The organism is Hydrogenophaga pseudoflava (genome assembly GCF_031020795.1).
GTDB lineage: Bacteria > Pseudomonadota > Gammaproteobacteria > Burkholderiales > Burkholderiaceae_C > Hydrogenophaga > Hydrogenophaga pseudoflava_A.
In genome coordinates, this window is record NZ_JAVHJP010000007.1 from 1 (window position 1) to 25,895 (window position 25,895).

The 25,895-nt window shown below is 67.9% G+C and carries 29 protein-coding genes; 23 read left to right on the forward strand and 6 right to left on the reverse strand.

The window, feature by feature from the left end; all coding sequences use genetic code 11:
• The 3 genes from pgk to RCO38_RS20160 all read left to right on the forward strand — a co-directional run.
• On the forward strand, nucleotides 1-222 hold a 222-nt coding region (gene pgk, locus RCO38_RS20150), incomplete at its 5' end, for a phosphoglycerate kinase (protein WP_308330234.1).
• Between the two features lie 27 nt (nucleotides 223-249).
• Nucleotides 250-1,317 carry a class II fructose-bisphosphate aldolase gene (gene fba / locus RCO38_RS20155; protein WP_308330235.1) on the forward strand — a complete coding sequence of 356 codons (1,068 nt, stop codon included), beginning with the start codon at nucleotides 250-252 and terminating at the stop codon, nucleotides 1,315-1,317.
• A gap of 52 nt (nucleotides 1,318-1,369) precedes the next feature.
• Nucleotides 1,370-2,614 (forward strand): MFS transporter, encoded by a 1,245-nt coding sequence (locus RCO38_RS20160; RefSeq protein WP_308330236.1) that lies wholly within the window; start codon nucleotides 1,370-1,372, stop codon nucleotides 2,612-2,614.
• Nucleotides 2,615-2,711: 97 nt separating this feature from the next.
• Here the strand turns inward: RCO38_RS20160 and RCO38_RS20165 are convergent, their stop codons facing one another.
• Genes RCO38_RS20165 through RCO38_RS20175 form a run of 3 tightly spaced genes read right to left on the reverse strand, consistent with a single transcriptional unit; the run spans nucleotide 2,712 to nucleotide 4,907 of the window.
• Complete coding sequence (locus RCO38_RS20165) at nucleotides 2,712-3,317, reverse strand: c-type cytochrome (protein ID WP_308330237.1); 606 nt, start codon at nucleotides 3,315-3,317, stop codon at nucleotides 2,712-2,714.
• Nucleotides 3,314-4,594 (reverse strand): NAD(P)/FAD-dependent oxidoreductase, encoded by a 1,281-nt coding sequence (locus tag RCO38_RS20170; protein ID WP_308330238.1) that lies wholly within the window; start codon nucleotides 4,592-4,594, stop codon nucleotides 3,314-3,316. The genes RCO38_RS20165 and RCO38_RS20170 overlap by 4 nt, the downstream gene beginning before the upstream one ends.
• Before the next feature lie 10 nt (nucleotides 4,595-4,604).
• Nucleotides 4,605-4,907: a c-type cytochrome gene (locus tag RCO38_RS20175; RefSeq protein WP_308330239.1), complete on the reverse strand. Its 303-nt coding sequence runs from the start codon at nucleotides 4,905-4,907 to the stop codon at nucleotides 4,605-4,607.
• Between the two features lie 349 nt (nucleotides 4,908-5,256).
• Here RCO38_RS20175 and soxC point away from each other — a divergent pair, with 349 nt between their 5' ends.
• From soxC to soxB, 8 genes are all read left to right on the forward strand, one after another.
• On the forward strand, nucleotides 5,257-6,609 hold the full coding sequence (gene soxC, locus RCO38_RS20180; protein WP_308330240.1) for a sulfite dehydrogenase: 1,353 nt from the start codon (nucleotides 5,257-5,259) through the stop codon (nucleotides 6,607-6,609).
• On the forward strand, nucleotides 6,610-7,692 hold the full coding sequence (locus RCO38_RS20185) for a c-type cytochrome (protein WP_308330241.1): 1,083 nt from the start codon (nucleotides 6,610-6,612) through the stop codon (nucleotides 7,690-7,692). It abuts the gene before it with no gap.
• 82 nt (nucleotides 7,693-7,774) lie between these two features.
• The gene (locus tag RCO38_RS20190; protein WP_308330242.1) at nucleotides 7,775-8,107 is read left to right on the forward strand and encodes a c-type cytochrome; all 333 of its coding nucleotides are present in this window, start codon (nucleotides 7,775-7,777) and stop codon (nucleotides 8,105-8,107) included.
• Between the two features lie 31 nt (nucleotides 8,108-8,138).
• Nucleotides 8,139-8,594, forward strand: a complete 456-nt coding sequence (gene soxY / locus RCO38_RS20195; RefSeq protein ID WP_308330243.1) for a thiosulfate oxidation carrier protein SoxY — start codon at nucleotides 8,139-8,141, stop codon at nucleotides 8,592-8,594.
• A gap of 58 nt (nucleotides 8,595-8,652) precedes the next feature.
• Nucleotides 8,653-8,964 (forward strand): thiosulfate oxidation carrier complex protein SoxZ, encoded by a 312-nt coding sequence (soxZ, locus tag RCO38_RS20200; RefSeq protein ID WP_308330244.1) that lies wholly within the window; start codon nucleotides 8,653-8,655, stop codon nucleotides 8,962-8,964.
• A gap of 150 nt (nucleotides 8,965-9,114) precedes the next feature.
• Nucleotides 9,115-9,930, forward strand: coding sequence for a sulfur oxidation c-type cytochrome SoxA (gene soxA, locus RCO38_RS20205; protein ID WP_374694564.1), 816 nt, complete (start codon nucleotides 9,115-9,117; stop codon nucleotides 9,928-9,930).
• 17 nt (nucleotides 9,931-9,947) lie between these two features.
• Nucleotides 9,948-10,598 carry a sulfur oxidation c-type cytochrome SoxX gene (soxX, locus tag RCO38_RS20210; RefSeq protein WP_308330245.1) on the forward strand — a complete coding sequence of 217 codons (651 nt, stop codon included), beginning with the start codon at nucleotides 9,948-9,950 and terminating at the stop codon, nucleotides 10,596-10,598.
• A gap of 131 nt (nucleotides 10,599-10,729) precedes the next feature.
• Nucleotides 10,730-12,454 (forward strand): thiosulfohydrolase SoxB, encoded by a 1,725-nt coding sequence (gene soxB / locus RCO38_RS20215; RefSeq protein ID WP_308330246.1) that lies wholly within the window; start codon nucleotides 10,730-10,732, stop codon nucleotides 12,452-12,454.
• A gap of 3 nt (nucleotides 12,455-12,457) precedes the next feature.
• Here the strand turns inward: soxB and RCO38_RS20220 are convergent, their stop codons facing one another.
• The gene (locus RCO38_RS20220) at nucleotides 12,458-13,780 is read right to left on the reverse strand and encodes an MFS transporter (protein ID WP_308330247.1); all 1,323 of its coding nucleotides are present in this window, start codon (nucleotides 13,778-13,780) and stop codon (nucleotides 12,458-12,460) included.
• Nucleotides 13,781-13,955: 175 nt separating this feature from the next.
• Between RCO38_RS20220 and cyoA the strand changes: the two genes are divergently transcribed.
• From cyoA to RCO38_RS20255, 7 genes are read left to right on the forward strand one after another with little or no spacing between them, the layout of a single operon-like run.
• Nucleotides 13,956-14,972 carry a ubiquinol oxidase subunit II gene (gene cyoA / locus RCO38_RS20225; RefSeq protein WP_308330248.1) on the forward strand — a complete coding sequence of 339 codons (1,017 nt, stop codon included), beginning with the start codon at nucleotides 13,956-13,958 and terminating at the stop codon, nucleotides 14,970-14,972.
• A gap of 33 nt (nucleotides 14,973-15,005) precedes the next feature.
• Entirely contained in the window at nucleotides 15,006-17,012 is a 2,007-nt protein-coding gene (cyoB, locus tag RCO38_RS20230; RefSeq protein WP_308330249.1) for a cytochrome o ubiquinol oxidase subunit I, read from the forward strand.
• Nucleotides 17,005-17,622 (forward strand): cytochrome o ubiquinol oxidase subunit III, encoded by a 618-nt coding sequence (cyoC, locus tag RCO38_RS20235; protein WP_308330250.1) that lies wholly within the window; start codon nucleotides 17,005-17,007, stop codon nucleotides 17,620-17,622. Before cyoB ends, cyoC begins: the two co-directional genes overlap by 8 nt.
• A complete protein-coding gene (gene cyoD / locus RCO38_RS20240) occupies nucleotides 17,622-18,035 on the forward strand; it encodes a cytochrome o ubiquinol oxidase subunit IV (protein WP_308330251.1) in 414 nt (137 codons plus the stop codon). The genes cyoC and cyoD overlap by 1 nt, the downstream gene beginning before the upstream one ends.
• Nucleotides 18,032-18,787, forward strand: coding sequence for an SURF1 family protein (locus tag RCO38_RS20245; protein WP_308330252.1), 756 nt, complete (start codon nucleotides 18,032-18,034; stop codon nucleotides 18,785-18,787). Before cyoD ends, RCO38_RS20245 begins: the two co-directional genes overlap by 4 nt.
• On the forward strand, nucleotides 18,787-20,133 hold the full coding sequence (locus RCO38_RS20250) for an ATP-binding protein (RefSeq protein ID WP_374694565.1): 1,347 nt from the start codon (nucleotides 18,787-18,789) through the stop codon (nucleotides 20,131-20,133). The genes RCO38_RS20245 and RCO38_RS20250 overlap by 1 nt, the downstream gene beginning before the upstream one ends.
• A complete protein-coding gene (locus RCO38_RS20255; protein ID WP_308330253.1) occupies nucleotides 20,123-20,677 on the forward strand; it encodes a response regulator transcription factor in 555 nt (184 codons plus the stop codon). The genes RCO38_RS20250 and RCO38_RS20255 overlap by 11 nt, the downstream gene beginning before the upstream one ends.
• A gap of 18 nt (nucleotides 20,678-20,695) precedes the next feature.
• Here RCO38_RS20255 and RCO38_RS20260 read toward each other — a convergent pair whose 3' ends face one another.
• Nucleotides 20,696-21,295 carry a hypothetical protein gene (locus tag RCO38_RS20260; protein ID WP_308330254.1) on the reverse strand — a complete coding sequence of 200 codons (600 nt, stop codon included), beginning with the start codon at nucleotides 21,293-21,295 and terminating at the stop codon, nucleotides 20,696-20,698.
• 86 nt (nucleotides 21,296-21,381) lie between these two features.
• Here RCO38_RS20260 and RCO38_RS20265 point away from each other — a divergent pair, with 86 nt between their 5' ends.
• On the forward strand, nucleotides 21,382-21,945 hold the full coding sequence (locus RCO38_RS20265; protein WP_308330255.1) for a DUF2975 domain-containing protein: 564 nt from the start codon (nucleotides 21,382-21,384) through the stop codon (nucleotides 21,943-21,945).
• On the forward strand, nucleotides 21,945-22,169 hold the full coding sequence (locus tag RCO38_RS20270) for a helix-turn-helix domain-containing protein (protein WP_066149435.1): 225 nt from the start codon (nucleotides 21,945-21,947) through the stop codon (nucleotides 22,167-22,169). The genes RCO38_RS20265 and RCO38_RS20270 overlap by 1 nt, the downstream gene beginning before the upstream one ends.
• Before the next feature lie 6 nt (nucleotides 22,170-22,175).
• Here RCO38_RS20270 and RCO38_RS20275 read toward each other — a convergent pair whose 3' ends face one another.
• On the reverse strand, nucleotides 22,176-22,715 hold the full coding sequence (locus RCO38_RS20275; protein WP_308330256.1) for an outer membrane beta-barrel protein: 540 nt from the start codon (nucleotides 22,713-22,715) through the stop codon (nucleotides 22,176-22,178).
• Between the two features lie 90 nt (nucleotides 22,716-22,805).
• On the opposite strand from RCO38_RS20275, the gene RCO38_RS20280 reads away from it, so the two are divergent.
• From RCO38_RS20280 to RCO38_RS20290, 3 genes are read left to right on the forward strand one after another with little or no spacing between them, the layout of a single operon-like run.
• Complete coding sequence (locus RCO38_RS20280) at nucleotides 22,806-24,119, forward strand: leucine-rich repeat-containing protein kinase family protein (protein WP_308330257.1); 1,314 nt, start codon at nucleotides 22,806-22,808, stop codon at nucleotides 24,117-24,119.
• Nucleotides 24,107-24,712: an NnrU family protein gene (locus RCO38_RS20285; protein WP_308330258.1), complete on the forward strand. Its 606-nt coding sequence runs from the start codon at nucleotides 24,107-24,109 to the stop codon at nucleotides 24,710-24,712. The genes RCO38_RS20280 and RCO38_RS20285 overlap by 13 nt, the downstream gene beginning before the upstream one ends.
• A complete protein-coding gene (locus tag RCO38_RS20290) occupies nucleotides 24,709-25,881 on the forward strand; it encodes a PQQ-dependent sugar dehydrogenase (protein ID WP_308330259.1) in 1,173 nt (390 codons plus the stop codon). The genes RCO38_RS20285 and RCO38_RS20290 overlap by 4 nt, the downstream gene beginning before the upstream one ends.
• The last annotated feature ends 14 nt before the right edge of the window (nucleotides 25,882-25,895 follow it).

Below are 25,895 nucleotides of genomic sequence, written 5' to 3' on the forward strand. Positions count from 1 at the left end.
TTCGCGGCGTTCGAGAACGGCACCAGGGTGATCGCGCAGGCCATCGCCGAGTCCAGCGCCTTCAGCATCGCCGGTGGCGGCGACACGCTGGCCGCGATTGCCAAGTACGGCATCGAGAAAGACGTGGGCTACATCTCCACCGGTGGCGGTGCCTTCCTCGAAGTGCTGGAAGGCAAGACGCTGCCGGCGTTTGAGATCCTGGCCAAGCGCGCTGAACACTGAATTTTTCAAACCCACGGAGACCACCCCATGGCCCTGATTTCCCTTCGCCAGCTGCTCGATCACGCCGCTGAAAACAGCTACGGCCTGCCGGCCTTCAACGTCAACAACATGGAGCAGGTGCAGGCCATCATGCAGGCTGCGGCCGCGGTGGACAGCCCGGTGATCCTGCAGGGTTCGGCGGGCGCCCGCTCGTATGCGGGCGAGCCCTTCCTGCGCCACCTGATCGCCGCCGCGATCGAGATGTACCCGCACATCCCCGTCTGCATGCACCAGGACCACGGCGCCACGCCGGGCGTGTGCTTCCGCTCCATCCAGTCGGGCTTCAGCTCGGTGATGATGGACGGCAGCCTGCTGGCCGACGGCAAGACGCCCGCGAGCTACGAATACAACGTGGCCACGACGAAGCAGGTGGTGGACCTGGCCCACGCCTGCGGCGTGTCGGTGGAAGGTGAGCTCGGTTGCCTGGGATCGCTGGAAACCGGCAAGGCCGGCGAAGAAGACGGCCACGGCGCCGAGGGTGAGCTGGACCACTCCATGCTGCTGACCGACCCCGACGAGGCCGCCGACTTCGTGAGCAAGACCCAGGTGGACGCGCTGGCGATTGCCATCGGCACCAGCCACGGCGCCTACAAGTTCACCAGCAAGCCCAGCGGCAAGGTGCTGCGCATCGACCGCGTGAAAGAAATCCACCAGCGCATTCCCAACGTGCACCTGGTGATGCATGGCAGCTCCAGCGTGCCCGAGGACTGGCTGGCCATCATCAACCGGTACGGTGGCGACATGGGCCAGACCTACGGCGTGCCGGTCGAGGAGATCGTCGAAGGCATCCGGAACGGGGTGCGCAAGGTCAACATCGACACCGACCTTCGCATGGCCAGCACCGGCGCCATCCGCCAGCACCTGGCCGAGGACCGCAAGAACTTCGACCCGCGCAAGTTCTACAAGGAAGCGACCAAGGCGATGCAGGCGATCTGCGCCGCGCGCTACGAGGCTTTCGGAGCCGCGGGCATGGCCTCGAAGATCACCAAGGTGCACAGCCTTGAAGCCATGCAGAAGCGCTACGACAAGGGCGAGCTGGCCGCACGGGTGGCCTGATCGGTAACCTGAACGACAGGCGGCCCACCGACCGCTGCGATAGATTGGGAGGATGACCCACCCCCTGCACGCCGATCCCTCCGTCATCGATTCGCGCCAGGCCGCCTGGCGGCTGCTCGTGGCCCTGGGCCTGGTGGTGCTGGGCAACAGCAGCATGTACGTGGTGTCGGTGGTGCTGCCCACGGTGCAGACCGAGTTCGGCATCGACCGCGCCAGCGCCTCGCTGCCCTACACGTTCATGATGGTGTGCCTCGGCATCGGCGGCATCTGGACCGGCCGCATGGCCGACCGCCATGGGCTGATGAAGGTGCTCTGGGTCGGGGCGCTGGCGGTGGCGGGCGGTTTCCTCTGGGCCGCGCAGTCGGGCAGCATCTGGACCTTCGGCCTCGCGCACGGCCTGCTCGGGCTGCTGGGCGGTGCGTCCACCTTCGCGCCGCTGCTGGCCGACACCTCGTTGTGGTGGAACCGGCGCCGCGGCATCGCGGTGGCGATCTGCGCCAGCGGCAACTACATCGCCGGCGCGCTCTGGCCGCCGCTGGTGCAGCACGGCATCGAGACCATCGGCTGGCGCCCCACCTACACCCTCATGGGCGTGGTCTGCGGCCTGGGCATGCTCGCGCTCTCGGGCCTGATGCGGCAGCGGCCACCGCTGGCGCCTCCGCAACCTGTGGCGGCGGCGGGCGCCGTGCCGGGCACCGACCGCAGCCGGCCCTTCGGTCTCAGCCCGTCGAGTGCCCAGTGGCTGCTGTGCTTGGCCGGCGTGGGCTGTTGCGTGGCGATGTCGATGCCGCAGGTGCACATCGTGGCCTACTGCACCGACCTGGGCTATGGTGCCGCGCGCGGCGCCGAGATGCTGTCCCTCATGCTGGCCAGCGGCATCGTCAGCCGGCTCGTCTCGGGCTTCATCTGCGACCGCATCGGCGGCATCCGCACCCTGCTGCTGGGCTCGGCGCTGCAGGGCATCGCGCTACTCCTGTTCCTGCCCTTTGACGGCATGGTGCCGCTGTACGTGGTGTCGGCGCTGTTCGGCCTGTTCCAGGGCGGCATCGTGCCGTCCTACGCCATCATCGTCCGCGAGCACTTCGCGCTGCAGGAAGTGGGCGCACGGGTCGGCGCTGTGATCATGGCCACGCTGATCGGCATGGCGCTGGGCGGCTGGCTCTCGGGCTGGATCTTCGACATGACCGGCAGCTACGACGCCGCCTTCCTCAACGGCATCGCCTGGAACCTGCTGAACCTCGCGATTGCCGGCTGGCTGTACCTGAGGCTGCGCTCAAGCAAGGCCGTCCCGGCGTGAAGTGTCTCGGTCGAGGATGCGGTGGAACCGGCTCCGCCGGGCCACACGCATCGCCCCCTGGGGGGTGACGCGCTGCAAGCGCGGCGCGGGGGGTACCTTATTTACTACTCACATATTCGGCCACCGCCGCCATCTCCAGTTCCGTCATCTTCTCCACCACCGCGTGCATCACCGCGTTGTCGTTGGTGCGGTCGCGCTTGTTGAAGGACTTGAGCTGGGTGTGGATGTAGCCCGAGAACTGGGTCGCCAGGCGGGGCAGGTTGGCAGCACCTTCGGCGTTGGTGCCGTGGCAGCTCACGCAGGCCGGCACGCCGCTGAATTTGTTGCCGTTGTGGTAGAGGTAGCGGCCCATGGCGGCCAGCTGTGGGTCCTTGGCCTCTTCGCGCGGGATGGAGAACTTCTCGTAGTACTTGCCCAGCGCCAGCATCTCGTCGGGTGTGAGCTTGCTCACCATCTCGACCATGGCCGTGCTCTTGCGCTGTCCGCTCTTGAAGGCGTTGAGCTGCTTGGCGATGTACTCCGAGTGCTGCCCGGCCAGGCGCGGAAACACCTCGCTGGTGGATTCGCCCTGCGCGCCATGGCACAGGAAGCAGGACCCCCCCGCGATCTTCTTGGCCCGCGCCTCGTCGGCCTGGGCGAAGGCAGACGAGGCAACGAAGATCAGCGACCAGAGCAGCGCGGCGCGGGGGTGCTTCCCGCTCATGCCAGGGTATCCGCCCAGATGTTGCGTGCCCACGCGTGGGCGTAGCGGCCTTCGAGTTCGCTCGCGGCCGTCGACACGCCACCCGAACCCGGCACGGTGAGCATGGTCTTCTTCTCGGCGTCGTAGCGGTGCACGCTGGCCACGTGCACCACGTCCTCGTCGGTCACGAAGCTGTAGCAGGTGTTGGCGTAGATCGGCAGCTGCGGCGGCTCCTTGCCCTGGAGCAGCGAGACCACGGCCGCGGCGCAGGTCTTGCCGTGCTGGTTGGCCATGTGGCCGGACTTGGGCATGCCCGGGGCGATCTGGATCGCGTCGCCCAGCACGTGGATGTTCTTCTGCGCCTTCGATTCGAAGGTGAGGAAGTCCACCTCGCACCAGCGGTTGTTGGCGGTGGCCAGGCCGGTGCGCACGGCGATGTCACCGGCGCGCATGTTGGGCACCACGTTGGCCACCGCGGCCTGGAAGTCGTCGTTGAACTCGAACTTCAGGGTGTTGGTGGATGCGTCGACCTCGACCACCTTGTGCTTGGGGCGGTACTCGATGATGCCCTTGTAGTGCTCGTCCCAGGCCTTCATGAACAGGCCCTTCTTGGACTGGATGTCGTCGTTGGCGTCGAAGATCACGACCTTGCTCCTGGGCTTGGCCTTCTTGAAGTAGTGGGCCACCATGCAGGCGCGCTCATAGGGGCCGGGCGGGCAGCGGTACGGGGCCAGCGGGATCGACAGCGCGTACACGCCGCCGTCGGGCATGGCCTCGAGCTGCTTGCGCAGCGCCACCGTCTGCGGGCCGGCCTTCCAGGCGTGCAGCACCTTGTCCTGTGCGCCTGGCTTGGTCATGCCGGCGATGGTGTCCCACATGAAGTCGATGCCCGGCGAAAGGATCAGGCGGTCGTAGGGCAGCTCGCCGCCGGCGCCCAGCTTCACCACGCGCCGCCCGGTGTCGATGCTGGTGACCATGTCGCGCACGATCTTCACGCCGTGGCGCTTTTCCAGGTTGTCGTAGGGCGTGGTGACGTCGGCGATGGTCTTGCTGCCCTGGATCACCAGGTTGGAGATCGGGCAGGAGACGAAGGCCGCATTGGGCTCGACCAGGGTCACCTGGATGCCGTGGTCCGAGAACATGCGCACGTACTTGGCGGCGGTGGCGCCGCCGTAGCCGCCGCCGACCACGACGACCTTGGGGCCGTAGCCACCGCCCGAAGCGCAGCCTGTGAGACCACCAATGCCCGCGAGGACCGAACCGGCGCCCAGGGTCTGGACAAATTGACGACGTTGCATGGCGGGCTCCTTATTTCTTCTGGGCGGCAAAGTAGGCGGCGAGGTCCTTGAGCTGCTCGTCGGAGTAGCCCTTGGACAGCTGGTGCATGATGGTCGCGGGCTTGCGGCCGCTCTTGAAGTCCATCAGCTTCTGGTAAAGCTCGTCCTTGTCCTTGCCCGCCAGCGGCTCGTTGCCCTGCAGGGCGCGGCCCTCGGTGCCATGGCAGTTGGCGCAGGCCGCGGCCCACACGCGCACCTGGTTCACCTGGGCTTGCGCCCCTGCGGCGGCTGCGCAAAGCACACCCGCCGCCAGCCATTTCATCGTTCTGACCATCGTCGTCTCCACAGAAGGGTTGGGGAAAAGCTTCAAAAACTGTAGCAGAGCGCCGGTTTGCAGGCCAAGCATCAGTTATTTCGCATATTTCAATGCTTGATGCTAGCACCGGCAAAAAAGCTGGCTGAACGGTGAAAACCCTAGCGAAATCAAAGCCGCACCGGGGCCGTCTGTCAGCGCTTCGAAGGATTTGGGGTTTACACTGATCTATATATAGGCAATCAATCATATAGTTGATTTGTTGAAACCAGATCCCTTCGAAGCCCTGTCATTGGAGAGGGTCGTCGAAGGACAGATCCATCAGGCCGGATGGGCGCCACGCCCATCCGCCAACGAGAAGGAACCCGCAGTGTCCAAAGACCTGAACGACGTGATCGGGCGTGTGCTGCCCGCGCCAGAGAATTTCCTGAGTGCCGAAAAGCTGGAGCAGGCCCGCAAGGCGCGCCGCCGCTTCATGGGCAACGCCCTGGCCATGGGCGCCGGCGTCGCGGCCTCGGCCGGTGCGGCCAGCCGCGCGATGGCCGCCGGTGCGGAGGGCGAGAACGCCATCCTCCAGCTGCCCGAGCACAGCACGGGCCTGGGCCAGCCGGTGGCCATGGACCCGGGCTACGGCCAGCCGAGCAAGTGGGAAGGCAATCTGCGCCGCCGCCAGAGCCCGGGCCTGACCCGCGTCGACCAGGCCTCGGTGAGCTTCACGCCGCTGCAGGGCCTGTTCGGCATCATCACGCCCAGCGGCCTGCACTTCGAGCGCCACCACCAGGGCTGGTGGGACATCGACCCGTCCAGGCACCGCCTGATGATCAATGGCCTGGTCAAGCGCCAGCGCGTATTCACCATGGACGACCTGATGCGCCTGCCCAGCGTCTCGCGCATCCATTTCATCGAGTGCGGCGCCAACACGGCGACCGAGTGGGGCAACGTGGCCGTGCCCACGGTGCAGTACACGCACGGCATGGTCAGCTGCTCGGAGTTCACCGGCGTGCTGCTGTCGACCCTGCTGGAGATGTGCGGGTACGACAAGAAGGCCGCCAAGTACGTGCTGGCCGAAGGCGCCGACGGCTCGTCCATGACCCGCACCATCGACATCGAGCGCGCCATGGACGACTGCATCGTGGCCTGGGGCATGAACGGCGAGATGCTGCGGCCCGAGAACGGCTATCCGCTGCGCCTGGTGGTGCCGGGCATCCAGGGCGTGAGCTGGGTCAAGTACCTTCGCCGCATCGAGGTGGGCGACCAGAAGTGGGCGACCAAGGACGAGGCGGTGCACTACATCGACCACATGCCCGACGGCACGCACCGCCAGTACACCGGCATCCAGGAATGCAAGTCGGTCATCACCACACCCTCGGCCGGCCAGACCCTGCTGGACAAGGGCTACTACAACGTGACCGGCCTGGCCTGGTCGGGCCGCGGCACGATCAAGCGCGTGGACGTGAGCGTGGACGGCGGCCGCAACTGGCGCACCGCGCGCATCGAAGGGCCGGTGCTGCCCAAGGCGCTGACGCGCTTCAACATCGACTGGGTGTGGAACGGCAAGCCCGCGGTCCTGCAGGCCCGCGCCATCGACAGCACGGGCTACGTGCAGCCCAAGATCAACCAGTTGCGCGCGGTGCGCGGCACGCGGTCGGTCTACCACCAGAACGCGATCCAGAGCTGGCTGGTCGGTGAAAACGGCGAAGTCTCCAACGTGCAGGTGTACTGAATGAAAACCGCGATCCGCTCTTCCTTCCGCGCCATCGCCGCCGCCGCGCTGATCAGTTCGACATTCGGTGCCGCCATGGCGCAGGACAAGCCCTGGGCGAACATGGGCCGCGACGCCACGCCGGCCGAGATCAAGGCCTGGGACATCGACGTGCGCCCCGACTTCAAGGGCCTGCCGGCCGGTGCGGGCAGCGTGTCCCTGGGCGAGACGGTGTGGGAGTCGCGCTGCGCGTCCTGCCACGGCACCTTCGGCGAGTCCAACGAGGTGTTCACGCCCATCATCGGCGGCACCACCAAGGACGACATCAAGACCGGCCGCGTCAAGGGGCTGGAAGAAGGCAAGAGCATCTCGCCTCAGAAGACCACCATCATGAAGGTGGCCACGCTCTCCACCCTGTGGGACTACATCCACCGCGCGATGCCGTGGAACAACCCCAAGACGCTCAAGCCCGACGAGGTCTACGGCGTCACCGCCTACCTGCTGAGCCTGGCCGAGATCGTGCCGCCCGACTTCACGCTGAGCAACCAGAACATCGCCGAGGTGCAGCAGCGCATGCCCAACCGCAACGGCATGGTCTTCCACGAGCCGCTGTGGAAGGCCAACGGCAAGGGCGATGTGAAGAACGTGGCCTGCATGAAGGACTGCGCGGTCGACCCGAAGGTGCATTCCTTCCTGCCGGATTTCGCACGCGATGCCCACGGCAACATCCAGCAGCAGAACCGCGTGATCGGCCCGGTGCGCGGTGCGGACACCACCAAGCCCGCACCCAAGGGCCTGATGGGAGCCGCGGCCACGGTGGCGCCCGCCGCACCCGTAGCCGGCAAGGGGCCGAACGTGAACGGCCTGCTGGCGGCCAACGCCTGCACCGCCTGCCACGGCGTGAAGAACAAGATCGTCGGCCCCGGCTTCAACGAGATCGCGGCCAAGCACAAGGGCCGGGCCGACGCCGAGTCCTACCTGGTGGGCAAGATCAAGGCCGGCGGCTCGGGGGTGTGGGGTGCGGTGCCCATGCCCGCCCAGGCCCAGATCAAGGACGACGACGCCAGGGCCATCGCCCAGTGGATCGCGGCCGGTGCCCGGTGAGGCAATATCAAGTCAGATTGAATATTCGGATTTACTCGTTAACCCCATTCATTCCCTACCCTGGAGTCACTACCCTATGCACATGAAGCCGCTCTCCCTGATCCTCTCGGCGTGGGCCCTGCTGGCCGCTGGCAGCGCGCACGCCGTGGACGCCGCCGCCGCCAAGGCCCTGGCCACCAAGAGCGCCTGCCTGGCCTGCCATGCGGTCGACAAAAAGCTGGTCGGCCCGGCCTACAAGGACGTGGCCGCCAAGCACAAGGGCCAGGCCGACGCCGTGGCCGTGGTGGCTGCGCGCATCAAGTCCGGTGGCACCGGTCTGTACGGCGCCGTGCCGATGCCGCCCCAGCCCACCCTGAAGGACGACGAGCTCAGGCTGCTCGCCGAGTGGGTGCTGGCCGGCGCCCCTGACAAATAAACTGTTTTCCCTCTTTTCACAGGAGTTCGAGATGAACCAATCCCGTCGCACCGCCCTGAAGTCCACCGGCGCGTTCGCCACGCTGGTCTCGCTGGGCATCGTCACCCAGAGCCAGGCCCAGGCCGCCGTCGACCAGGCCAGCTTCCAGGTCAAGACGCTGGAAGACGCGCTCAAGGCCATCGGTGGCACCCCCGCTACCAGCGACCAGGTGTCGGTGGTGTCGCCCGACATCGCCGAGAACGGTGCCGTGGTGCCCGTGGGCGCCACCAGCAAGCTGCCCAACACCACCGAGATGTACCTGATCGTCGAGAAGAACCCGACCCCGCTGTCGTGCGCCTTCATGATCCCCGCCGGCACCGCCGCCGACGTGCAGACCCGTCTGAAGATGGGCCAGAGCACCAATGTGGTCGCCGTGGTCAAGGCCGACGGCAAGCTCTTCTCGGCCACCAAGGAAACCAAGGTGACCCTGGGCGGCTGCGGCGGCTGACTGCCCGCGGACCCAGACCTCGCAACCCCCGCTTTTCAAAGATTGACAGGAGTCCATCATGGCTGACCCGATGCGCATCCGTGCCGCCCTCGCCGGCGACGAAACCACCGTTCGCGTGCTGATGTCCCACCCCATGGAGCCCGGCACCCGCAAGGACGCGGCCGGCGCCCTCATCCCCGCCCATTTCATCCGCGACCTGGAGGCCACCCACAACGGCAAGTCCGTGCTCAAGGCCATCTTCAGCGGCTCGGTGTCGCAGAACCCTTTCCTGTCCTTCAAGTTCAAGGGCGCGGCCAAGGGCGACAAGGTCGTGGTCAAGTGGGTCGACAACAAGGGCGATTCGCGCACCGACGAAGCGGTCATTGCGTAACACCCCCGCCGCGCGGGATGGGACCACCCCCGCCGCGCTTCGCGCGACCCCCTCCAGGGGGCGTCACCTGCGGCCCGGCGGAGCCGGTTCCGCGGTGACCCTGGCCGCTCGACGCTGCCACTGCCTTTCACAACAACGAAGGAGACACCCATGAAATTCGACGCTTGCCATGCCGCCCTCCTGATGGGTGGCGTCTTCGCGCTGGGTGCGGTGCATGCCCAGGGCAACGCCGCCATCGACGGCATCAACAAGTACCGCGAGATGCTGCAGGACGGCAACCCGGCCGAACTTTTCGAGATGAAGGGCGAGGAGCTGTGGAAGCAGAAGCGTGGCCCCAAGAACGCCTCGCTCGAGCAGTGCGACCTGGGCAAGGGACCGGGCGTGCTCAAGGGCGCCTTCACCGAGCTGCCGCGCTTCTTCAAGGACACCGGCAGGGTGATGGACCTGGAGACGCGCCTGATCCACTGCATGGTGACGCTGCAGGGCTTCAGTGAAGCCGAGCTGTACAAGGCCGCGCCCTCGATCGGCAAAGGCGAGGGTGCGAACCTGGTGGCCATCACCACCTATGTCGCCACCCAGTCCAAGGGCCTGCGCTTCAACCTGTCGCAGAACACGGCGCAGGAAAAGACCATGTACGAGGTGGGCAAGCGCCTGTTCTTCCAGCGCGGCGGCCCGCACGACTTCGCCTGCTCGTCCTGCCACGGCGTCGACGGTGGCCGCATCCGCCTGCAGGAGCTGCCCAACCTGACCAAGAACCCGGGCGACGGCGTGGGCGTGGCCGCATGGCCGGCCTACCGTGTGTCGAACTCGCAGATGTGGACCATGCAGAAGCGCCTGAACGACTGCTACCGCCAGCAGCGCTTCCCCGAACCCAAGTTCGGCAGCGACGCCACCATCGCGCTGCAGGTCTACATGGGCGTGAACGCCAGGGGCGCCGAGTCCATCGTGCCGGCCATCAAGCGCTGATCCGCAGGAGACGACCCATGAAAAAGATCTTTGCCATTGCCCTGCTGCCCCTGGCCGTCCTGGCGCTGGGCGCCTGCTCCACCGGCGCTGCCGGCACCGACCACGACCAGGCGCACGCCCGTGTGGTGAGCGCCTCGTTCCAGCCCAACGGCATCGCCACGCTGGAGTACCTCAGGCAGGACGACGCCAACCGCCTGTGCAGCGCCGCCGACGTGGCCGGCAAGCCGCTGGACGAGAAGACCGCCAAGGCCATCGAGGAGGCCGCGCTCAAGACCATCAAGATGCCCAGCGACGGCAAGTTCCTGGGCGACTGGAAAGAGGGCGAGAAGATCGCCCAGAGCGGGCGCGGCCTGACCTGGACCGACGACGCCAAGACCGTCAACGGCGGCAACTGCTACAACTGCCACCAGATGGACAAGAAGGAAATCTCCTTCGGCAACCTCGGCCCCAGCCTCTACAACTACGGCAAGCTGCGCGGCGTGACCGACCCGACCAGCGCCGCGGCCAAGCCCATCGTGGAATACACCTGGGGCAAGCTGTGGAACTCGCGCGCCTACAACGCGTGTTCGCAGATGCCGCGCGCCGGCCACAAGGGCATCCTCAGCGAGCAGAACCTCAAGGACGTGATGGCCCTGCTGCTCGATCCGAAGTCGCCCGTCAACCAATAAACCAACCTCACCCAGCCACGCACGATGCCCTGCAAGCCAGGGCATCGCGGAACGGGCTTCGCCCGGCCGCAGATGCAGCCCCCTGGAGGGGGTGGCGCGGAGCGCGCCAGGGTGACCACCGAAAGACATTTATGAGCTTCAGCCGTCGTGAATTCATGCAGGTGCTGGCCGTCGCCAGCGCGGGTGGCATGGCCCTGAACCACCGGGACGTGCTGGCCGGCCAACCCGGCGCCGCCCTGAAGATGTACGACCTGCCGACCTTCGGCAATGTCAGCTTCCTGCACTTCACCGACTGCCACGCGCAGCTGATGCCGATCCACTTCCGCGAGCCGAGCGTGAACCTGGGCGTGGCCGAGGCCGTGGGTCGGCCGCCGCACATCGTGGGCGAGGCGCTGCTCAAGCACTTCAACATCCGCCCCGGTACGGCCGAGGCGCACGCCTTCACCTACCTGAATTTCGAGAAGGCCGCGAAGACCTACGGCAAGGTCGGCGGCTTCGCGCACCTGGCCACGCTGGTCAAGATGCTCAGGGCCAGCCGCCCGCACGCCATGCTGCTCGATGGCGGCGACACCTGGCAGGGCAGCGCCACCGCGCTGTGGACCAACGGCCAGGACATGGTCGACGCCTGCAAGCTGCTGGGCGTCAACGCCATGAGCCCGCATTGGGAGTTCACCCTGGGCGAACAGCGCGTGCAGGAGATCATCGAAAAGGACTTTGCCGGAAAGCTGGACTTCCTGGCGCAGAACGTCAAGACCAACGACTTCGGCGACCCGGTGTTCAAGCCCTACGTCATCCGGGAAATGAATGGCGTGCCGGTGGCCGTGATCGGCCAGGCCTTCCCCTACACCCCGATCGCCAACCCGCGTTACATGATCCCCGACTGGGCCTTCGGCATCCAGGACGAGAACATGCAGAAGATGGTCGACGAGGCACGCGGCAAGGGCGCGCAGGCCGTGGTCGTGCTCTCGCACAACGGCATGGACGTGGACATCAAGATGGCCTCGCGCGTGACCGGCATCGACGCCATCCTGGGCGGCCACACGCACGACGGCATGCCAGCGCCCATCGTGGTGAAAAACGCCAGGGGCCAGACCCTGGTGACCAACGCCGGCTCCAACAGCAAGTACCTGGGCGTGCTCGACCTCGATGTGCGTGGCGGCAAGGTGCAGGACTTCCGTTACAAGCTGCTGCCGGTGTTCGCCAACCTGCTGCCGGCCGACCAGGAGATGCAGGCCTACATCGACAAGGTGCGCGCACCCTACAAGGCCAAACTCGACGAGAAACTGGCCGTGTCCGAAGGCCTGCTGTACCGCCGCGGCAACTTCAACGGCTCGTGGGACCAGCTCATCGTGGACGCGCTGATGGAGGTCAAGGGCGCCGACATGGCCTTCTCGCCGGGCTTCCGCTGGGGCACCACCATCCTGCCGGGCCAGGCCATCACGCGCGAACTGATGATGGACCAGGTGGCCATCACCTACCCGACCAGCACGCTGACCGAGATGAGCGGCGAGACCATCAAGACCGTGCTGGAAGATGTCTGCGACAACCTGTTCAACCCCGACCCGTACTACCAGCAGGGCGGCGACATGGTGCGTGTGGGCGGTCTGGCCTACACCTGCGACCCGAACGCCGGGTCGGGCAAGCGCATCAGCAACATGATGCTCAAGGGCAAGCCCATCGAGGCCGGCAAGACCTACAAAGTGGCCGGCTGGGCGCCGGTGGCCGAAGGCGCCAAGGGCGAGCCGATCTGGGACGTGATGGAAGCCTTCTTCAAGAACCACAAGACCATCACGCCGCGCAAGATCAACACGCCCCAACTGGTGGGCATGCAGGGCAACCCGGGCATGGTGGTCTGAGCTTCAGTCGCGTGATTCCAGCGCGCGGTTCAGGCGCAGCGCGCCCAGGGTGCAGGCCGCCCCCGAAAGCAGGTAGAGGCTGACGAAGGCCAGCCCGAAGTGGGCCGACAGGCCCAGCGCCACCAGAGGTGCAAACGCGGCGCCGAACAGCCAGGCGAGGTCGGAGGTGAGTGCCGCACCGGTGTAGCGGAAGCGCGGCGCGAAGTTGGCCGTGACCGTGCCCGAGGCCTGGCCGTAGGACAGACCCAGCAGCACGAAGCCGATCAGGATGAACAGGTCCTGGCCCACTTCGCCACCGTTGAGCAGCATCGGCGCAAATCCGCTGAACACGCCGATCATCACCGCCAGGCTGCCCAGGGTCGTGCGACGGCCGTAACGGTCGGCCAGCCAGCCCGAGGCGACGATGGCCCCGGCGCACAGGAAGGCGCCCACGATCTGCACCACCAGGAAACCGGTCACCGACTGACCGGCGTAGATGTGGATCCAAGACAGCGGGAACACCGTGACGATGTGGAACAGCGCGTAGCTGGCCAGCGCGGCGAACGCACCGATGAACACGTTGTGGCCCTGCGAACCCAGCAGCTCGGCGGTGGACACGGGCTCGAACTCCTGCCGGTCCAGCAGGCCTTCCTCCTCGTGCGCGCTCACCAGCTGCAGGCGGGCGAACAGCGCCACCACGTTGATGGCGAAGGCCACGAAGAAGGGGTAGCGCCAGCCCCAGTTGAGGAAGTCCTCCTGCGACAGGCTGCTGGTCAGGTAGGCGAACAGCCCGGCGGCGAGCACGAAGCCCAGCGGCGCGCCGAGCTGGCCGAGCATGGCGTACCAGCCGCGGCGGCTGGCCGGCGCGTTCAGCGCCAGCAGCGAGGGCAGGCCGTCCCACGACCCGCCCAGCGCCAGGCCCTGGCCCAGGCGCAGCACGGTCAGCAGCACGATGGCCACACCGCCCAGGCTGGCGTGTCCCGGCAGGAAGGCCATGCCCGCGGTGCAGGTGCCCAGCAGGAAGAGCGCGAGGGTGAGCTTGGTGGCGCGGCCCCAGCGGCGCTGAACCGCCATCGACAGCACCGTGCCGATGGGGCGGGTGACGAAGGCCAGCGCAAAGATCGCGAAGGCGAACAGCGTGCCGTCCAGCCGGCTGAGGTGCGGGAAGAACACCGCCGGGAACACCAGCACCGAAGCGATGCCGAAGACGAAGAAGTCGAAGTATTCCGAGGTCCGTCCGATCACCACGCCGACGGCAATGTCGCCCGGGCTGGTGCGTTCGTGGGTCGGTGCGGTGGCGGGCTGGCGGGGCGTGGCGCCGGGATTCTGCAGGGTGTGGCTGGGCATGGGGGGACTCCGGAAGGCCGCTGCGAGGCGGTCCCTATAACGTTACTCGAAGTCCGGCGCATTGACATAGGACAAAACGTCCAATCGAAAACCGGGTGGAAAGCCGATACATTCCCGCCGGTTCCGCAACTGGGGTTTACCCGGTTCGGCTGGTCGAGAACCCTTCCTGCTCCACATGCGCCCCTCCACACCGCTCCGCCTCGCCGCCTTGCCCTTGCTCGCCAGCCTGCTGGCCGGCTGCAGCAAGCTGGTCGTGCTCAACCCCGCCGGCGACGTGGCGGCCCAGCAGGGCGACCTGGTCGTGGTCGCCACCGTGCTGATGCTGCTGATCATCGTGCCGGTGATCGCCCTGACCCTGCTGTTCGCCTGGCGCTACCGCCAGGGCAGCCGGCACGCCGAAACCGACTACGCACCCGACTGGCACCACTCGACCAAGCTGGAACTGGTGATCTGGGCCGCGCCGCTGGTGATCATCATTGCGCTGGGAGCGATCACCTGGATCACCACCCACAAGCTCGATCCCTACCGCCCGCTGGACCGCATCTCCGCGCAGAAGGCCCTGCCCGAGAACGTGAAGCCGCTGGAGGTGCAGGTGGTGTCGCTGGACTGGAAGTGGCTGTTCGTGCTGCCCGAGCAGGGCATCGCCACGGTGAACGAGCTGGCCGCGCCGGTGGACCGCCCGATCCGCTTCACGCTCACTTCCAGCAGCACCATGAACGCGTTCTACGTGCCCGACCTGGCCGGAATGATCTACACCATGCCCGGCATGCGGACCGAGCTGAACGCCGTGATCAACCGGCCCGGCGTGTTCCGCGGTCTGTCCTCGCACTACAGCGGTTCGGGCTTTTCGGGCATGAGCTTCCGCTTCCACGGCCTGAGCGGACAGGACTTCGACCAGTGGGTGGCCAGGGCCAAGGCCGAGGGACAGCCCCTGACCCGCGCGTCCTACCTGGCGCTGGCCCAGCCCAGCGAGCGCCACCCGGTGCAGCGCTTCTCGTCGGTCGAGGCCGGCCTGTTCGACCGCGTGGTGAACCTCTGCGTGGAAGAGGGCAAGACCTGCATGCACGAGCTGATGGCGCTGGACGCCTCGCGCAACCACGCCCACCGCAGCGCCCGCGCGCTCGAAGCGGCCGCCGCGCAGGAGGTCTGCTCCGCCGCCGACACGCTGCCCACCTTCACCGCCCGCCCCTGAGCACCGCCCGAACCGTTCACCCAAGACAACGCCATGTCCGCTGATCCTTCTTCCGTCTCCAACTCCTGGGTGCTGGGGCGCCTCACCTGGGAATCGATCCCGATGACGCACGAGCCCATCCTGCTGTGGACCTTCGTGGCCGTGGCGCTCGGTGGCCTGGGCCTGCTCGCCCTGCTGACCCGGTTCCGCCTGTGGGGCATGCTGTGGCGCGACTGGTTCTGCAGCATCGACCACAAGAAGATCGGCATCATGTACATGGTGCTGGGCATCGTCATGCTGCTGCGCGGCTTTGCCGACGCCATCATGATGCGCCTGCACCAGGCCATGGCCTTCGGCGACAACCTGGGCTACCTGCCACCGCACCACTACGACCAGATCTTCACGGCCCACGGCGTGATCATGATCTTCTTCGTGGCCATGCCGCTGGTCACCGGGCTGATGAACTACCTGGTGCCGCTGCAGATCGGCGCGCGCGACGTGGCCTTTCCGTTCCTCAACAACTTCAGCTTCTGGATGACCACGGCCGGCGCGGTGCTGGTGATGGTCTCGCTGTTCCTGGGCGAGTTCTCCACCTCGGGCTGGCTGGCGCTGTCCAACCTGGGGGCGCAGAACCCCGGTGTGGGGCTGGACTACTACATCTGGTCGCTGCAGATCGCCGGGGTGGGCACCACGCTCTCGGGCATCAACCTGCTGGTCACCATCGTGAAGATGCGCGCGCCGGGCATGAACCTGATGCGCATGCCGGTGTTCACCTGGACCGCGCTGTGCACCAACGCGCTGATCGTCGCCTCCTTTCCCATCCTCACCGCGGCCCTGCTGCTGATGAGCCTGGACCGCTACGTCGGCACCAACTTCTTCACCAACGAGCTGGGCGGCAACCCCATGCTCTACGTGAACCTGATCTGGATCTGGGGCCACCCCGAGGTCTACATCCTGATCCTGCCGGTGTTCGGCATCTTCTCCGAGGTGGTCGCCACGTTCAGCGGCAAGCGCCTGTTCGGCTACACCTCCATGGTCTACGCCACGGTGTGCATCACCATCCTGTCGTACCTGGTGTGGCTGCACCACTTCTTCACCATGGGCTCGGGCGCCAGCGTGAACAGCTTCTTCGGCATCACGACCATGATCATCTCGATCCCCACGGGCGCGAAGATCTTCAACTGGCTGTTCACCATGTACCGCGGCCGCATCCGCTTCGAGGTGCCGATGCTGTGGACGGTCGGCTTCATGGTGACCTTCGTCGTCGGCGGCATGACGGGCGTGCTGCTGGCCGTGCCGCCGGCCGACTTCGTGCTGCACAACTCGCTGTTCCTGATTGCGCACTTCCACAACGTGATCATCGGCGGCGTGGTGTTCGGCCTGTTCGCCGGCATGGTGTACTGGTTCCCCAAGGCCTTCGGCTTCCGGCTCGACGACTTCTGGGGCCGCCTGTCCTTCTGGTTCTGGCTGGCAGGCTACTGGTTCGCCTTCACGCCGCTGTACGTGCTGGGCCTGATGGGCGTCACGCGCCGCGTCAGCCACTTCGAGGACCCGTCGCTGCAGATCTGGTTCCAGATCGCCCTGTTCGGCGCCATCCTCGTGGCGGTCGGCATCGCCTGCTTCCTGATGTGCATCCTGGTCAGCGTCCTCAAGCGCGAGCAGCTGCGCGATGTGACGGGTGACCCCTGGGGCGGCCGCACGCTGGAGTGGGCCACCTCTTCGCCGCCGCCGGCGTACAACTTCGCCTTCACCCCGGTGGTGCACGACATCGACGCCTGGGCCGACATGAAGAAGCATGGCTACCAGCGTCCGCTGGGCGGCTTCAAGGCCATCCACATGCCGCTGAACACCGGCGCGGGCGTGGTGCTCTCGGTGCTCTCTCTGGTCTGGGGCTTCGCGATGATCTGGCACATGTGGCCGCTGGCCATCGCCTCGTTCGCGGCCATCGTGCTCGCGGCCATCGTGCACACCTTCAACTACCAGCGGGACTACCACATCCCCGCGTCCGAAGTGACCGCCACCGAACACGCACGCACCCAACTGCTGGCCCGCCATGTCTGATATCGCCCTCACCCCCGGCGCCGCGCGCGCCTACCACCTCGACCACGAGCCGCACCCTGAGAACGGCACCGCGCTGGGCTTCTGGCTCTACCTGATGAGCGACTGCCTCATCTTCGCCGCGCTGTTCGCCACCTACGGCGTACTCGGCCGCAGCTACGCCGGCGGCCCCGGTGGTGCCGAGTTGTTCGACCTGAAGCTGGTGGCCATCAACACCGCCTTCCTGCTGCTCTCGTCCATCACCTTCGGTTTTGCCATGCTGCAGAAGCAGCAGGGCAAGAAGGGCGGCACGCTGGGCTGGCTGGCCGTCACCGGCGTGTTCGGCCTGTGCTTCCTGGGTGTGGAGCTCTACGAGTTCGCCCACCTGATCCACGAAGGCGCCACCCCGCAGAGCAGCGCCGCCATGTCGGCTTTCTTCACCCTGGTCGGCACCCACGGCCTGCACGTCAGCTTCGGCTCCATCTGGCTGGTGGTGCTGATGATCCAGATCGCGCAGCACGGCCTGACGCGCGAAAACAAGCGCCGCCTGATGTGCCTCTCGATGTTCTGGCACTTCCTGGACGTGGTCTGGATCGGCGTCTTCACCTTTGTCTACCTGATGGGAGTGCTGTGATGAGCGCGCACGACACTGCAATCCACCCCGGCGACCATGCTGACGACCACCAAGACGACGGCCCGCACAGCAGCTTCTCGGGCTACATGGTCGGCTTCGTGCTGTCGGTGATCCTCACCGCCATCCCGTTCTGGCTGGTCATGGCCGGCGTCGTCACCCACCGGCCCACGGCCGTGCTGGTGCTCGGCGCCTTCGCCGTGGCGCAGATCCTGGTGCACATGGTGTGTTTCCTGCACATGAACGGCAAGGTCGAAGGCGGCTGGACCCTGCTGTCCACCATCTTCACCGTGGTCTTCGTGGCGATCGCCATCGCCGGCACGCTCTGGGTCATGTTCCACATGAACGAGAACATGATGCCGGCACACGGCGGCCACGCGGTGCACCCGCCCGCCGCCGCGCACGCCACCCCATGACGCCGCGACGCGCCCTGCTGTGGGGAGCGGGCGCGCTGCTGTGCGGGCTGTTCCTCGCGCTGGGTGTGTGGCAGGTCCAGCGCCTGGCCTGGAAGAACGACCTGGTGGCCCGCGTGGCCGCGCGCGCGCACGCCGACCCAGTGGCCGCCCCCGCGCCCGACCAGTGGCCGGCGCTGCAGGCCGATCCGTCCGCCCACGAATACCGGCGCGTGCAGCTGACGGGCGGGTTTCTGCACGAGAGCGAACAGCTGGTGCAGGCCGTCACCGATCAGGGTGCGGGCTTCTGGGTGATGGCGCCGCTGCGCGCCGCCGCCGACCACGTGGTGTGGGTCAACCGCGGCTTCGTGCCCTCCGCCTCTCGGTGGCAGACCACGCGCGAGGCCGCCCGCTGCGGTGGCCCGGTCACCGTCACCGGCCTGCTGCGCCGCTCGGAGCCCGGCGGTGGCTTCCTGCGCCGCAACGACCCCGCCGCCGGGCGCTGGTTCTCGCGCGACGTGCCGGCCCTGGCGGCCGCCGCGGGTCTGCCGCCCGCCGCGGTGGCGCCGTACTTCGTCGACGCCGGGGCCGACACACCCTGCGCCACTCCCCAGGGGCCGGTGGGTGGGCTCACCGTGCTGCGCTTTGCCAACAACCACCTCGTCTACGCGCTGACCTGGTTCGCGCTGGCCGCGATGACCGTGGCCGCCACGGTCTTTGCGGCCCGCGACGGTGCGCGGCGGCGCCTTCCCGGACAATCCGGAGCCTCCTCCTGATGTTTCTGGTCGGCACCGCAAGCCCCATGGTGAAAGTCGCAGCCCCTTCGCACGCCGCCGTCGGACCGGACCAGGCGGCGGGCCTGAAGAACCTGCAGCAGCTGATCCAGCTGCGCTGGATGGCGCTGTTCGGCCAGATCGCGACGGTCGCGGTGGTGTTCCACGGCATGGACATCCCGATTCCCGAGCACACCATGTACGCGGTGCTGGCCGGGCTGGGCGCGTTCAACCTGTTCTCCCTGCTGCGCTGCCGCTCGCCGCTGCCGGTGACCGGCCCCGAGCTGCTGATCACCCTGCTGGTGGACGTGGGTGCGCTCACCGCCTTGCTCTACCTCAGCGGCGGCGCGACCAACCCTTTCGTGTTCCTGTTCCTGTTGCAGGTGATCCTGGGCGCGGTGCTGCTGCCGGTCTGGGCCACCTGGGTCATGGTGGCCGTGACCACGCTGTGCTTCGCGGGGCTGGCCCTGTGGGCGCGCCCGCTGCCCCTGCCGCTGGACCACGACCAGGGCCTGGCCAGCCCCTACACCCAGGGCATGCTGATCTGCTTCGTGCTCAACGCCGTGCTGCTGGTGGTCTTCATCTCGCGCATCGTGGACAACCTACGCGAGCGCGACACGCGCCTGGCCCTGCTGCGCCAGCGCGCGGCCGAGGAAGAGCACGTGGTGCGCATGGGCCTGCTGGCCTCGGGCGCGGCCCACGAACTGGGCACGCCGCTGTCCACCCTGGCGGTGATCCTGGGCGACTGGCAGCACCTGCCGCACTTCAGCTCCGAGCCCGAGCTGGCGGACGACGTGGCGGAGATGCAGGCCCAGGTGGCGCGCTGCAAGGCCATCGTCAGCGGCATCCTGCTCTCCGCCGGCGAGGCGCGCGGCGAATCGTCCAGCGAAACCACCGTCTGTGCCTTCCTCGACAGCGTGGTCCAGGCCTGGTGCGAACGGCGCAACTGCAGCGGGCTGCACTACCACAACGCCTTCGGCGACGACCTGCCCATGGTGGCCGACTCGGCCATCCAGCAGATGATCGGCAACGTGCTGGACAACGCGGCCGATGCCTCGCCCCACGCGGTGTGGTTCGAGGCCCGGCGCGACGACGACGCGCTGGTGCTCACCGTCTGGGACCAGGGCCCGGGATTTGCCCCCCACCTGCTGCCGCAGATCGGCAAGCCCTACCAGAGCACCAAAGGCCATCCTGGCGGTGGGCTGGGCCTGTTTCTGGTATTCAACGTGGCACGCACGCTGGGCGGCGACGTGGTGGTGGGCAACCTGGCCGAGGGTGGGGCGCAGGTCCGCATCACGCTGCCGCTGGCCGCCATCACCCTGGCCGAGGACGAGCCCCATGGCATCTGACGACACCGCTTCCCCGCAGCGCCTGCTCATCGTCGAAGACGATGCGGCCTTTGCGCGCACGCTCGCACGCTCCTTCGAGCGCCGCGGCTACGAGGTGCGCGTGGCCGCCAGCCTCGACCAGCTCACCACGGTGCTGGCCAGCGGCTACGCGCCGACCCGCGCGGTGGTGGATCTCAAGCTCCAGGGGGAAGCCTCGGGCCTGGCCTGCGTGCGGGCGCTGGTGGCGCACGACGATCGCATGCTGATCGTGGTGCTGACCGGCTTCGCCAGCATCGCCACCGCGGTGGAGGCCATCAAGCTCGGGGCCTGCCACTACCTGGCCAAACCCTCCAACACCGACGACATCGAAGCGGCGTTCGGGCGCTCCGAAGGCACGACCGAGGTCGCGCTGACCAGCCGGCCCAGTTCCATCAAGACGCTGGAGTGGGAGCGCATCCACCAGGTGCTGGCCGAAACCGGCTTCAACATTTCCGAGACCGCCCGCCGCCTGGGCATGCACCGCCGCACGCTGGCGCGCAAGCTCGACAAGCAGCAGGTGAAGTGACCGGCGGGCGCGGCCCCTTCAGCGCTTTGCTTCCGCCAGCCGCCGGATCTCTTCGGGCGTGCCATTCCAGACCTCGAAAAAGCCCTCGCTCCGCTTGACCTGCATCCAGGTCGACCACTTGGTGCGGGCCAGCGCCGGGTCGGTGACGGCCAGGTCCTTCTGCTCCACGCCCAGCGCCAGCGTGCCGCCGCGCTGGTAGCCCGGCTGCGCCTGGGCCTGCTTGACCATCGCCTGCACCTTCTGCAGCTCGGCCTGCGTGGCCGGCGGCAGGCTGTAGACCAGCCAGCGGCGGCCCGGGCCGGGCGCGTCCAGGCCCAGCGTGGCGCTGGTGGCGGTGGTCATGGCCAGCGGCAGCTTTCGGTCCACCGGCGCAAACGCCCCCTCGACCCTGGGCAAGAGCCTGATGTGCAGCAGCGGCACCGCGCCCGGCGGCGGCACCACGCGCGCGTCCACCTGCAGCGCCACCATGAACTGCGCCGGGTCGGCCTCCAGCAGCTGGCCGGAGAGCTGGGCCAGCCGGGGCAGGGAACTCAGCGGAATGCCGCCGCAAGCCCCCAGCGCGGCGGCGGACGCCAGCAGCAGGCTGCGGCGCAGCAGGAGGGAAGTGGGGTGTGACATGGGCTTGACTTTCATTGTTGGTCGGTAAAAAATTATCATAAAACAATAAAAACAAGTCAAACCCTGGCGTCGACCAAAGGCTCTCCATGAACCCCTCCGCACCCCACACCCTGCCCCTGTCCTTGCAGCGCGTGCGCCGCATCAGCCGCTGGATGGTGGCCGCCTGCTGGGCGCTGCTCGTCGCCCTGCCGCTGGCCCTGGTGGTTTACTGGGCCACGGCCAGCGAGGCCCAGCTCGCCAGCCACGCCAACCTGCCCGCGCAGGCGGTGGCTGGGCCGCTGGCGCTGTGGCAGCGTGTCGCCGGGGCGGTGGTGACGGCGCTGCCGCTGGGGCTGCTTTTGGTGGGTGTGTGGCAGGCGCGGCGCTGCTTCGGCATGTTTGCGCAGGGCCAGGTGTTCACCCTGCAGGCCACCGCGCTGCTCGGGCGCTTCGCCGGCTGGGTGGCTTGGGCGGCGCTGGCGTCCATGCTCGCCAGCAGCGCCACCTCGGTGCTGCTGACCCTGAACAACCCGCCCGGCCAGCGGCACCTTTCGGTGGGCATCGGCTCGGACCACGTGTTCACGCTGTTCTTCGCCGGGCTGGTGTGGCTGATGGCCGCGGTGATCGCCCAGGGGCAGACGCTGGCCGAAGAGAACGAGGGTTTCGTCTGATGCCCATCACCGTGCAGCTGGACGTGATGCTGGCGCGGCGCAAGGTCAAGTCGCGCGACCTGGCCGAATTCGTCGGCATCACCGAGGCCAACATGTCCCTGCTCAAGCAGGGCAAGGTCAAGGGCGTGCGCTTCGAGACGCTGGAGAAGATCTGCGAGTACCTGCAGTGCCAGCCGGGCGACCTGCTGGTTTACGCGCCCGACGGCGACCCGCCGCCGGGCTGAGCGAGGTCAGAAGCGCAGGCCCAGGCTCAGCGAGTAGCCGTTGACGCTGGCGCCACCGCTGTCGAGGTAGTTCATGTAGTCCACGCTCAGCGACAGGTTGCTGGTGGGCATGAGCCGCAGGCCGCCGCCGTAGGACAGCTTCTTGTCTTCGCCCGAGCCCAGGCCCTGGAAGCTGAGCTTGGTGCGCGCCATGCCGACGCGGCCGAACAGCTCCACCGGACCGAGGCCGATCTTGGGCGCCACGTACAAGCCGTAGAGCTGGTCCACCTTGCCGCTGTAGCGGGTGCCGGTGTTGCTGTTGGTGTAGGCGCTGCTGCCCGAGTTGACGGCGCCGAGGGCTTCGAGCGCCAGGTCGTCGGTGATCTGCAGGCCCACCAGGCCCCGGACCATGGCCGGATTGGAGCTGGCGCGCAGCCCGATGACCGGCACCGACAGCTTCATGGACAGGGCGGAATAGCCCAGCTCGCCGTACACGCTCTGGGCCATGGCCGGAGAGCTGGTTGCTGCCGCCAGCAGGGCAGCCAGGGTCAAAGGTTTGAGTGTCATGTCCGCTCCGCTGATGAATGAATGGTTGTGAATTTCATTCTAGGAGCCTGATGCCGTTTGTCGAGAGCCGGATTTCATAATCCGTGCCTAATGCACACACTCGAACAACTGCGGCGCGGCGACCTGGCCGGCGCCACCCGCCTGGACCTCTCCTGCGGCCTGACCGAACTGCCCGCCGAGGTGCTCGGTCTGGCCGATTCGCTGGAGGTGCTCAACCTCAGCGGCAACCGCCTGACCACACTGCCTGCGTGGTTGCCGCGGCTGCGGCGGCTCAAGGTCATCTTCGCTTCGGACAACCCTTTCACCACCCTGCCCGAGGTGCTGGGCGACTGCCCGGCGCTGGAGATGGTGGGCTTCAAGGCCTGCCGCATCGCCTGGGTGCCCGCGGCCTCGCTGCCACCGGCCCTGCGCTGGCTGATCCTCACCGACAACGCCATCGACACCCTGCCCGATGTGGTGGGCGAGCGGCCGCGCCTGCAGAAGCTCATGCTCGCCGGCAACCGGCTGCAGGCCCTGCCCGAAGGGCTGGCCGGTGCGCAGCGGCTGGAGCTGCTGCGCATCTCGGCCAACCGCTTCCAGCGGCTGCCCGACTGGCTGCTGCGCCTGCCGCGCCTGTCCTGGCTGGCGCTGGCCGGCAACCCGCTGGGCTGGGCGGTGCCGCCGCTGCAACTGCCGGTGGTGGACTGGGCCGACCTCACGCTGGGCGAGCCGCTGGGCGAGGGCGCGTCGGGCCGGGCCGTGCGCGCCACCGTCGCCGGCTGGCCCGGTGCACTGGCGCTCAAGCTGTTCAAGGGCGCGGTCACCAGCGACGGCCTGCCCGAACACGAGATGGCCGCCGGGGGCGCGGCCGGTGCCCATCCCGCGCTGTGCACCCCCGTGGCCCGGCTGCAGGGCCACCCGGACGGGGTGCTGGGCATGCTGCTGCCGCTGATACCGGCCGGTCACGTGCTGCTGGCGGGGCCGCCGAGCCTACAAAGCTGCACGCGCGACGTCTACCCCGCCGGCTGGCGCCTGGGCGCCGGGCCGGCGCTGCGCTTGCTGCGCGGCATCGCCGAGGCGGTGGCCCACCTGCACGCGCACGGCGTGGTGCACGGCGACCTCTACGCCCACAACATCCTGTGGCACGCGGCCACGGGCGACGCGCTGCTCAGCGATTTCGGCGCCGCTGCGCTGCTGCCGGCCGACCAGCCGGCGCTGGCCCGTGCGCTGCAGGCGCTGGAGGTGCGCGCCTTCGGTTGCCTGCTGGAAGAACTGGGGGATTGCCTGGCGGCCCCGCCAGACCATCCGCTGCGTGCCATGATCGCCGGGCTGGTCGCGTCCTGCCTGGACACCGACCCTGCCGCCCGGCCTTCGATGGCCGAGGTGTCCCGCTCTCTCTTCAAGGAGGTTTCATGTCCGTGCTGATCCTGGGTTTGCTGCTGTTCCTGGGTGTGCATTCCGTGGCCATCGTGGCGCCCGCCGCGCGCGACCGCCTGGTGGCGCAGATGGGCGAGGGCGCCTGGAAGGGCCTGTATTCGCTGGCCGCGGCCGTGGGTCTGGGCCTGATCGTCTGGGGCTACGGCCTGGCGCGCGAGAACCCGGTGCTGCTCTACAGCCTGCCGGGTGGCATGCGCCACCTGGCCGCGCTGCTGCTGCTGCCTGTGTTCGTGCTGCTGCTGGCGGCCTACCTGCCGGGGCGCATCCAGCGCGCCACCAAACACCCCATGCTGCTGGCCGTCAAGCTCTGGGCGCTGGGCCACCTGCTGGCGCAGTCGGTCACCGGCGGCAGCCTGGCAGACGTGCTGCTGTTCGGCGGCTTCCTGCTCTGGGCCGCGGCCGACCGCGTCTCGCTCAAGCGCCGCGCGCAGGCGGGCCTGCTGCGCCCCGTACCGGCGCTGCCCACCAGCGGCGCCAACGACCTGATCGCGGTGGTGGGCGGCTTGGCGCTCTATGGTTTGACAGTGATGTGGGCGCACGCCTTTCTGTTTGGCGTTCGCCCGTTCGGAGGTGGAATATGAAGACCCCCCTGCGCCGCTTCGCGTCTTCCCCCCTGCGAGGGGGGACAGCACCTGTGGCCCGGCGAAGCCGGTTCCACGGTGCTTGCTGGCTGGGTGCACTGGTGCTTGTCGCCGGCCCTGTGTTCGCGGCCTCGCCCTCGGTCGAGGTGGTGGCCAACGGCCTGCAGAATCCCTGGGGCCTGGCCTTCATCGGCGACGGTCGCATGCTGGTCACCGAGCGCCCCGGCCGCATGCGCGTGGTCGAACCCGATGGGCACATCGGTGCGCCGCTGGCCGGTGTGCCCAAGGTCGACGCGGTCGGCCAGGGTGGCCTGCTGGACGTGGTCACCGACAGCCAGTTCGAGCGCAACCGCACCATCTACTTCTGCTTCTCCGAGCCAGGCGCCGGTGGCAACTCCACCGCGCTCGCCTCGGCCCGGCTGTCGGACGATGCCACGAAGCTGGAAGACGTGAAGGTGGTCTTCAGCCAGAAGCCGAAGTTCGCCAGCCGGGTGCACTTCGGCTGCCGCATCGCCGAAGCGAAGGACCACACCCTGTTCCTCACGCTGGGCGACCGCTTCCAGCGCATGGACGACGCGCAGACCCTGGACAACCACCACGGCAAGGTGGTGCGTCTGCGCAAGGACGGCAGCGCGCCGCCCGACAACCCCTTCACCACCAAGCCTGGTGCGCTGCCCGAGATCTGGAGCTTTGGCCACCGCAACCTGCAGGGCGCGGCCATCGGACCGGACGGCCGGCTCTGGACCAGCGAACACGGCCCGCAGGGGGGCGACGAGATCAACCGCCCCGAGCCGGGCAAAAACTACGGCTGGCCCGTGATCACCTATGGCGAGAACTACGGCGGCGGCGCCATCGGCGAGGGCCTGACCAGCAAGGACGGCCTGGAACAGCCGCTGCACTACTGGGTGCCCTCCATTGCGCCGTCCGGCATGGCCTGGGTCACCAGCGAGCGCTACGGCAAGGACTGGAAGGGCAGCATGCTGGTGGGCTCGCTCAAGTTCCGCTACCTGGTGCGGCTGAAGTTCAACGGCAGCAAGCTGCAGAAGGAAGAAAAGCTGCTGCCCGACCTCAACCAGCGGGTGCGCGATGTGCGCCAGGGGCCGGACGGCCTCGTCTACCTGCTCACCGACCACGTCCGGGGCCAGCTGCTGCGCCTGCAGCCGCAGTGAGGGCGCCGGGCCGC